Genomic DNA, 8,372 nt, shown 5'->3' on the forward strand with positions numbered 1-8,372 from the left:
TGGATGGCGAATATGTCTTTATTCGTAAAATGAGATGGCGGTTCTTTTCGGCCCGTGGGGGAGGTCTTTTCGATGTATTTTTATTGTGAGAAGTGCAAGAAGCAGTATCCCTTGAATACGCACGCGATCCGCTGCAGCTGCGGCGGCTTGTTCCGCCTGCACAAGGATGCGGAGGATCAGGTGCCGCAGACGGTGCATATCGGGCACATGGTGACGCCGCTCGTGCCGATGCAGGCGGGAGGCATCGACGTGCTGCTGAAGCTCGAGAATCTGCAGCCGACGGGCTCGTACAAGGACCGCGGGGCGGCGGCGCTCGTGAATGTGGCGGCGTCGCTCGGTATCGAGCGCATCGCGCTGGACTCGGCGGGCTACGCGGGGGCGTCGATGGCGGCGTACGCGGCGGCGGCCGGCATGGCGTGCAAGGTGTTCGTGCCGGCGGGGGTGCCTGAGTCCGTGGTGCAGCAGCTCACGATGTACGGCGCGGAGGTGGTGCGCGTCGCGGGCACGCGCATGGATGCGTGCGCGGAGGTGAAGCGCCATCTCGGCAGCAGCTGGTACTACGCCTCGCCCGCGTACAACCCGCTGTTCACGGAGGGCGTGAAGTCGCTCGCGCACGAGCTCTATGAGCAGCTCGGCGGCAAGGTACCGGAGTATATCTTCGTGCCGGCGGGCAACGGGGGACTGCTCATGGGCCTCTACCTCGGGTTCATGGAGGTCGGGCGGCTGCCGCGTCTCGTGGCCGTGCAGAGCGACGGCTGCGCGCCGCTCTACCGCGCGTTCGAGGAGGCGAAGGGCATCGCGGGCAACAGGGCTGCCGCGGCGGAGGCGCCCGCCTCGCTCTTTGACGATCCGAATTTCTCCATCGAGCGGCCGAAGCGGCTCAAGGAGATGCTGTTCGCGGTGGAGTCGAGCGGCGGCGCGGTCGTGACGGTGACGGAGGAGGAGCTGCGTGCGGCGCAGCGCGCGCTCGGCCATCGCGGTGTCTACGCGGAGCTCTCGGCGGCGGCGGGGCTCGCGGCGGCGCAGAAGTTCTTCCCGCACGGCAAGCCGGACAACTACCGCGTGATCGTGCCGGTGACGGGCAGCGGGTTCAAACGGTGAGCGGAGGCAGGTGAGAAAAATGCTGTACGGTGTGATCGATATCGGCTCGAGTACGGTGCGCATGGCGGTCTACGATATCTCGCCGGCGGGCGGCGCGGAGATGCTGCTGAAGAAGAAGCATATCGTGGGGCTCGCGGGCTATGTCAAGGACGGGCGCATGACGCAGGCGGGCATCGAGAAGACGGTCGAGATCCTCCTGGAGTTCCGTTCGTTCCTCGCCTGTTTCCATATCGATCATGTGCGGGCGTTCACGACGGCGGCGCTGCGGAACGCGTCGAACAGCCGCGAGGCGGTTGCGGAGATCGAGCGGCGCACGGGGCTCTCGATCCGCGTGATCTCGGGCGATGAGGAGGCGACGTTCGACTTCATCGGGGCGACGCACGGGCTCGCAGGTGAGCGCGGGCTGCTCGTCGACATCGGCGGCGGCAGCACGGAGCTCGTCGCGTTCGCCGGAGGGCGCATCGAGCAGAAGGTGAGCCTCGCCATGGGCGCGACGGCGTTCCACGCGCGCTTTTCGGCGGAGGTGCTGCCCTCGCGCGCGGAGTGTGCGGCGATGCGGGCGGCGGCGCAGGAGGTGCTCGCGGGCGCGGTGTCGTTCGCGCGGGTGAAGGCGCCCGCGATCTGCGGCATCGGCGGCACGTTCAAGAGCGGGCTGGCGCTCTACCGCGCGGTCTATGGCGGCGACGCGGCCGATGATCTGACGATGGAGGCCGCGCGTCTCTCAGCGCTCATCGAGCGGTTCGTGCGCGACCGCGCACTGCCGCAGGAGGATGTCGTGCGCCTCATGCGCGCCGTGCCAGACCGCCTGCCGACCATCCTGCCGGGGCTCGTGATCGCGTCTGTCATCGCGGAGCAGTTCGGCACGCAGCGCATCACGTACAGCGATTCCGGCGTGCGCGAGGGGTTCATCTACAGCGAGATCATCGGTGGCGGAGCGGCATCATTTCCGTGCCCGCAGCGATGACCGAGCGATCGATCTGAGCGTCCGCCGATGTATGCGCGGCAGGCGGATGCTGGCTTTCGGCGGCTGATCCTACATCGATATTTCATCCGTGGTTTCTTAGGGAACCACTGATTAATTCAGCACTCCGTCTTCACGCGTCTGCACTGTCCTCTCGTCGTCGACAATCCTCAGCGTAGCTTCGGCTACGCCTGCGGCTTGTCTCCTAGAGAGATACAGCGCATCCGCGTAAATCCGGAGCACTTCATTTAATCAGCGGTTCCTTAGGGAAAGGCACCTGTCACATCGGGAAGATGCGGCAGGTGCCTCTTGTTTTTGTTTTCGCCGTGCTTTCATCGCCGGGGCCGGTCCTGGAACGTGTTTCTGCTGTTTTGTTGCAATCGTGACAGAAATGGCAGCGGCAGATCTGTATACTGATGACTATGGAGAACGAATCCCCTCAGCGCTCCGGGCGGCAGATAAGAAAGGGACCTCCCGGGCAAAAGAAAGGAATGTGATGGCCATGGCGAATGAAAATGCATTTGTCCTGCACGAGGACTGCAGCTACTGCGGTGCACAGGAGAAGGAAGAACAGCAGGAACTCTTATATGAATGCAGCAACTGCGGCACGCTCTACTGCGACAGCTGCGGTGAGGACAAAGGCTGCCCGAACTGCGGGGCGCCGCTTCGCGACGCGCATCCGATCGAGCCGTTGGGCGCCAGCAGCTGGAATCCGAATCAGGGCTGAGCGGCTGCAGCCAGGGAAGGCCGCTGCTTAGAACGCCAGGCCGTTGTCTTTGGCGATTTTGCGGACTTCCCAGTCCGGGCCGCCATAGGATACTCCTCCGCAATAGCAAACTCAACGCACAAACGTCCACTTTGTGGACATTGTGCGCCCGTCCTTGCAGTAAAGGAAGAACATGCGGGATGGGCAGTATGTAATGGTGAGTATTTCCGTAAAATTACAACAATTTATCATGACGATAAAAATTATATATTTGCTTTTCCCGCCGAGATATGTATAATGAATGCAACCTTACAACTTTACACATAAAGTAATGCAGATTGCTTTTTATCATTTCACGAAGCGAAGGAGACGAATGCCGCATGAGCAAGCTGAAAAAAGAAAAGTTTGAAAAATTTGACGTTAAGGAGCGCGCGCTGCGCTTCCATGCGTCCCATCAGGGAAAATATGAAATCCAGAGCAAGGTGCCGCTTTCCTCGGCGGAGGATCTGACGCTCGCGTATACGCCGGGCGTCGCGGAGCCGTGCCTCGAGATCGAGAAGCATCCGGAGAAGATCTACGACTACACGACGAAGGGCAACATGGTCGCCGTCGTGACGAACGGCACGGCAGTGCTCGGCCTCGGCAACATCGGCGCGGGCGCCGGCCTGCCTGTCATGGAGGGCAAGGCGATCCTCTTCAAGGGCTTCGCTGGCGTCGATGCCGTGCCCATCTGCCTCGATACGCAGGATGTCGATGAGGTCGTGCGCACGGTCGAGCTCATGGCGCCGTCGTTCGGCGGCATCAACCTCGAGGATATCAAGGCGCCGCAGTGCTTCGACATCGAGACGCGCCTGCGCGAGAAGCTCGACATCCCCGTGTTCCACGACGACCAGCACGGCACGGCGATCGTCTGCGTCTCGGCGCTCATCAACGCGTTCAAGCTCATCGGCAAGCGATTCGAGGACGCGAAAGTCATCGTCAACGGCGCGGGCGCCGCGGGGCAGGCCATCACGCGCCTGCTGCAGGCGATGAATACGAAGCATATCATCCTCTGCGACTCGAAGGGCGCCATCTACGCGGGCCGTCCGCAGGGCATGAATCCCTACAAGGACGACATTGCGAAGATCACGAATCTCGAGCAGGAGAAGGGCGCGCTCAAGGATGTCATCCGGGGCGCGGATGTCTTCATCGGCGTGTCGGTCGCGGGCTGCGTGACGGAGGAGATGGTGCGCTCGATGAACGAGGACGCCGTCATCATGGCCATGGCGAACCCGACGCCTGAGATCATGCCGGCGCTCGCGAAAAAGGCGGGCGCGCGCATCGTCTGCACGGGGCGCTCGGACTTCCCGAACCAGGTCAACAACCTCCTCGCGTTCCCGGGCATCTTCCGCGGCGCGCTCGATGTGCGCGCGAAGGACATCAACCTCGAGATGAAGATCGCGGCGGCACAGGCCATCGCGTCGCTGATCTCGAAGGATGTGCTCGATGAGGAGCATGTCATCGCTAGCCCGTTCGACCCGCGCGTCGCGCCGACCGTCGCGCGCGCCGTTGCGGCGGCGGCGCTTGCGACCGGCGTCGCGCGCCGCACGGATCTCACGCCGGACGACGTCGCGCGGCATACGCGCGAGCTGCTCGGCCAGAGTGCGGAGACAGCCGTCGCGAGCGCGTGAGCCGTTGACGTTCTGGCGGTCTGATAGTATAATAGAACCAACAAAAGAGCGAACCATCCGTGTGGTGGCCGCTCCGATGTATGACAGAAGAAAATCTTTTCGGCCATACAAACAGCGTTGCTACCGCTGATGGCCACCGACGTTCCCGAAAAAGAAGCTATTTGTGAGATAGCTTCTTTTTCATATCAAGACGAGCGCCGCCGAAAAGGGATCTCAGCTATGGCAGAAAACTGCCTTCACCAGCGAGAGGACGAAGTCCTTGTCGATGATGCCGTACTGCGCTGCAATCGCGATGATGAAAATCATAGCGAGCACAGGTACGATGCTTTTCCTTTATTTTCGTGACGCCAATCGGCATCACGCCCTTTCGTTGGATTTACATCGGAGCAGAGGCCCGACAACCGTGGCCACCATATCAAATGGTTCGCTTTTTTAGTGTAGCATATTCGCGCGTTTTGCGATAGTGGCATCAGCATCGTTCAACAAAAAGGAGAACCGGTTGCTCCCGTCGAGCAATCGGTTCCCCTTTTTTGTTGAGATCGATCTGATTTTGTCTTTGCGCTTATCGCGTCTTGCCGCCGGCGCTTGGCGTCGGGGCGCTGTCGCTTGCGGCAGCTGTGTCGCTTCGCTGCTGGCTCGTCTGCGTGTCCTCGCTGCGCGCGTCGGTGGCGGCGCTGCTGCTGCCCGCCGTCGTGCGGTCGCGTGAGGAGGTGCTGTTCTTCGTCGTTTCCTGTGAGCGCTTGATCTCGCTCTTGCCGCTCTTTTGCGCGCTGCTCTTGACGTTGCCGATGCTGTGGTCGGAGGCGGGAACTTCGGTGGCGTTCGCAGGGATGGAGCGCTCGTATTCCCGTGCGGCCTGCTCGAGCCTGTGGCGCGCGGATGGGGAGAGCTGGATGCCGAGTGTCTCGGCGAGCGTCGTGCGGAGTTTCTCCACATCGGGGATCCAGTAGCTGACGCCGGAGATGTAGAGCGGACGGCCGGGGACCATCTCGGTCTTGAGGCCGTTCTTCTGCGCCTCCTTGAGCGTGCCCGCGAACTCGAGCAGCTGGCGGAACGAGAGGTCGGTCTTGACAGAGCCGATGACCTCTTTGATGACCGTCGGCAGCTTCGGGATGATGGAGGGCGAGGTGACTTTGTCCATGCAGGCTTTCATGAATTTCTGCTGGCGCTTGATGCGGCCGATGTCGCCCTCCTCGTCGCGGTAGCGCACGTAGGTAACGGCGGTCTTGCCGTTCATATGCTGCATGCCGGGCTTCAGGTCGATGACGAGGCCGCCGTCGTCGTCCCAGGGGTCCTCGTAGTACATGCGTTTCTCGACGTCGATGTCGATGCCGCCGATGGCGTCGATGATTTTCTGGAACGCGTGCGTGTCGATGACTACGTAGTGGTCGATGTTGACGCCGAGGAAGTCCTCGACGGTGCGCTGGGCGAGCTTCTCGCCGCCGAGGATGCCGCTCTTGGCGCTGCCGTAGGCGTAGGCCGCGTTGATCTTGTCCCAGCTGTGGCCGGGGATCTTGACGCGCGTGTCACGCGGCACGGAGAGCAGGGAGGCCTGGTTCCTCTTCGGGTCGACAGCAGCGATCATGAGCGTGTCGCTGCGCCCGACATCGTCCTCGCGCGCATCGACGCCCATGATCATGATGGTCGATTTGTCCTTCGCCGTGAGCAGGCCCTCCTCGACGGCGTCGCCCGCCGTCTTGTCGAGCAGCGACGAGGAGGCGAACATGGCGCCGGCGACGGCCGCGCCGACGAAGCAGAGGAGGACGAGCAGCCAGGTCCAGAACCGTGATTTCTTTTTCTTCCGCGTGCGCCGCGGCGGGATGGTGGAGTTTGGCAAGACAATACCTTCTTTTCGCGATTTGGTTGCAAGTAGACAGTTTCCATTATAATGAGGTTTCAAATTTTGTGCAATATCAGCCTTCCTATCATAGCGCGTCAAGCTGAAAAATGGGTGAGGCTTTTCCACAATTCCATGGGGATGATTTGTGGAGAAAAAACGCTAAATATAGTCTGACGGTGGATTTCTTTAGCTAAATATGGAGTTATCCCCTGTTTTATCCACATTATCCACAGGACGCGTCGGATTTTTCTATGCACATTGTACACATTGGCGGGATGTCCGGAATGATTGGGCGGATGGCAGTTCGTATCCAGGGAGGGGGAGAAGTTATCCACAACTGTGGATGAGTGTGTGGATAAGCAAATTTTCTCTTGTGCAAAGAGGTGTTTGCTGACGTTAGTTGTAGTATAATAGGGACATGAGATATGAGAGGAGGCGGATGGATGACGGAGATCAGCGAGGGCGAGCTCTTGCTGCGCCTGGTGCTCGCCTGCGTGCTCGGCGGCATCATCGGCTATGAGCGGCAGTCGCGCCATAAGTCGGCGGGGCTGCGCACGAATATGCTCGTGTGTCTCGGCTCCTGCCTCGTGATGGTGCTCTCGCAGGAGATCTACCTGCGCGTCGAGGGGCATACGAACGCGGATCCGGCGCGCCTCGCGGCGCAGGTGGTCTCAGGCATCGGCTTCCTCGGCGCCGGGGCGATCATGAAGGAGGGCCTGACGGTCACGGGGCTCACGACGGCGGCGTGTCTCTGGGTCGTCGCGGGCGTGGGGCTCGCGGTCGGCGCGGGCCTGTATGTGGGAGCCTTGCTCACGACGGGGCTCGTGTTCGCGACGCTCGGCGTGCTCTCGCGCCTCGACGCGTGGGTGGCGCAGGAGCGCCATCTCTATCTCGTGATCCATGCGTGTGATGCGCCGGGGCAGCTCAGCCATATCAGCGCCTGCCTCGAGGATCTCGATCTCTCGGTGCGCGATCTCAAGGTGCATGAGGCGCCGCCGCAGGATGGGGTGCGGATGCTGTCGATCGAGCTTGATGTCTATAACCGCCAGGCGGTGAGGAGTGCTGTCATCGCGGAGGCTGTGCAGCAGCTGCGCGGCGTGCGCGGCGTGGAGATTGGTTGAGGAGCCGCTGGGAGTGCAGCGTGCTGTCTAGGATTCATGGAGGTATGGGTATGTTGAATGAAGCGATTATTGACACGATGGTGCGGCAGGCGATGGATATCACGCGCAATGCGTATGTGCGGCATGAGTCGTCGCTCGCGGTCGGCGCCTGTGTGCTGGCGTCGGACGGGACGCTCTACAGCGGCTGCAATCTCGAGAACCGCATGCCGCAGCTCTGCGTGACGGCGGAGCAGGTGGCGATGCATATCGCGCTCGCGGACGGCAAGCGCGAGTTCGACGGTATCGCCGTCATCGCGGATACGGAGGAGCCGTATGTGCCGAGCGGCCTCTCGCTCCAGCTGCTCGCGGAGTTCGATGTACCGGAGGTCGTCATGGCGAACATGAACGGGCTCACGGACGTAAAGCCACTCGAGGCGCTGCTGCCGTACTATGTGAGGATGAAAGCGAATAAGAGGTTCACGTTCGGGAAGTGAAGGATGGCGTGCATGAATGAAAGGGGGCAGAAAGATCCCGAGGTATCAGTCGAAGGAAATCAAAAAGATGTCGCGCGGAAGGTCATGCGGAGGGGCTGAAGAAGGGGATGGATGCCCTCGCGGCTCTGAACCGTGTCCTGCTGAAAGAGAAGCGTTATGACGATCTCGCACGTGCTTCGTCGGATGCGGCATATCGGCAGAAACTCCTCGAAGATCTGGGCATTGAGTGAGAACGGCTGCTCCTGCCTGCTGCTGGACGCACGAACGCCCCGCCTTAGGGAAGCACTGATTAATTCAGCGCTTCCCTAAGGCGGGGCGTTCGTGTATGTCCGTATCTTCGGGGCTGTTGCACGTATCAACAACGTGTAGCAGCCCCTTTTAGTTTGCAAAAAAATGTTGCCAAGGACTTAAAAATCCTTGGCAACAGGCGTAAAATATAGATATGCAAAATCAAATTTTACAAGGAGATTATACATCCCTCGGCGGAAGTTTTCAACTCT

The 8,372-nt window shown here is 60.9% G+C and carries 7 protein-coding genes; 6 read left to right on the forward strand and 1 reads right to left on the reverse strand.

Annotation, left to right across the window (positions count from 1 at the left end):
• The first annotated feature begins 72 nt into the window (after positions 1–72).
• The 4 genes from F599_RS0110110 to F599_RS0110130 all read left to right on the forward strand — a co-directional run bounded on the left by F599_RS0110110 (position 73) and on the right by F599_RS0110130 (position 4,438).
• Positions 73–1,101 (forward strand): pyridoxal-phosphate dependent enzyme, encoded by a 1,029-nt coding sequence (locus F599_RS0110110; protein WP_019543416.1) that lies wholly within the window; start codon positions 73–75, stop codon positions 1,099–1,101.
• Positions 1,102–1,120: 19 nt separating this feature from the next.
• Positions 1,121–2,065 carry a Ppx/GppA phosphatase family protein gene (locus tag F599_RS0110115; protein WP_019543417.1) on the forward strand — a complete coding sequence of 315 codons (945 nt, stop codon included), beginning with the start codon at positions 1,121–1,123 and terminating at the stop codon, positions 2,063–2,065.
• 499 nt (positions 2,066–2,564) lie between these two features.
• On the forward strand, positions 2,565–2,789 hold the full coding sequence (locus F599_RS0110125; protein WP_020700570.1) for a hypothetical protein: 225 nt from the start codon (positions 2,565–2,567) through the stop codon (positions 2,787–2,789).
• Between the two features lie 359 nt (positions 2,790–3,148).
• Positions 3,149–4,438: an NAD(P)-dependent malic enzyme gene (locus F599_RS0110130; RefSeq protein ID WP_019543419.1), complete on the forward strand. Its 1,290-nt coding sequence runs from the start codon at positions 3,149–3,151 to the stop codon at positions 4,436–4,438.
• 562 nt (positions 4,439–5,000) lie between these two features.
• On the opposite strand, the gene F599_RS0110140 is transcribed toward F599_RS0110130, so the two are convergent.
• Positions 5,001–6,275, reverse strand: coding sequence for an LCP family protein (locus F599_RS0110140; protein WP_019543421.1), 1,275 nt, complete (start codon positions 6,273–6,275; stop codon positions 5,001–5,003).
• A gap of 446 nt (positions 6,276–6,721) precedes the next feature.
• Here F599_RS0110140 and F599_RS0110145 point away from each other — a divergent pair, with 446 nt between their 5' ends.
• Together F599_RS0110145 and F599_RS0110150 are read left to right on the forward strand one after the other, a co-directional pair.
• Positions 6,722–7,399 carry an MgtC/SapB family protein gene (locus F599_RS0110145; protein WP_019543422.1) on the forward strand — a complete coding sequence of 226 codons (678 nt, stop codon included), beginning with the start codon at positions 6,722–6,724 and terminating at the stop codon, positions 7,397–7,399.
• A 50-nt stretch (positions 7,400–7,449) separates the two neighbouring features.
• Positions 7,450–7,872, forward strand: a complete 423-nt coding sequence (locus tag F599_RS0110150) for a cytidine deaminase family protein (protein WP_019543423.1) — start codon at positions 7,450–7,452, stop codon at positions 7,870–7,872.
• Positions 7,873–8,372: the final 500 nt, after the last annotated feature.

Origin of the sequence: Selenomonas bovis DSM 23594 (genome assembly GCF_000381005.1) — a bacterium.
In the GTDB taxonomy this organism is placed as follows: Bacteria; Bacillota; Negativicutes; order Selenomonadales; family Selenomonadaceae; genus Selenomonas_C; species Selenomonas_C bovis.

What these genes read in the sequence shown, in the direction of transcription:
- F599_RS0110130 (WP_019543419.1), top strand. Translation starts at nt 3,149, where the DNA reads ATGAGCAAGCTGAAAAAAGAAAAGTTTGAAAAATTTGACGTTAAGGAG.
- F599_RS0110145 (WP_019543422.1), top strand. Translation starts at nt 6,722, where the DNA reads ATGACGGAGATCAGCGAGGGCGAGCTCTTGCTGCGCCTGGTGCTCGCC.
- F599_RS0110125 (WP_020700570.1), top strand. Translation starts at nt 2,565, where the DNA reads ATGGCGAATGAAAATGCATTTGTCCTGCACGAGGACTGCAGCTACTGC.
- F599_RS0110115 (WP_019543417.1), top strand. Translation starts at nt 1,121, where the DNA reads ATGCTGTACGGTGTGATCGATATCGGCTCGAGTACGGTGCGCATGGCG.
- F599_RS0110110 (WP_019543416.1), top strand. Translation starts at nt 73, where the DNA reads ATGTATTTTTATTGTGAGAAGTGCAAGAAGCAGTATCCCTTGAATACG.
- F599_RS0110150 (WP_019543423.1), top strand. Translation starts at nt 7,450, where the DNA reads ATGTTGAATGAAGCGATTATTGACACGATGGTGCGGCAGGCGATGGAT.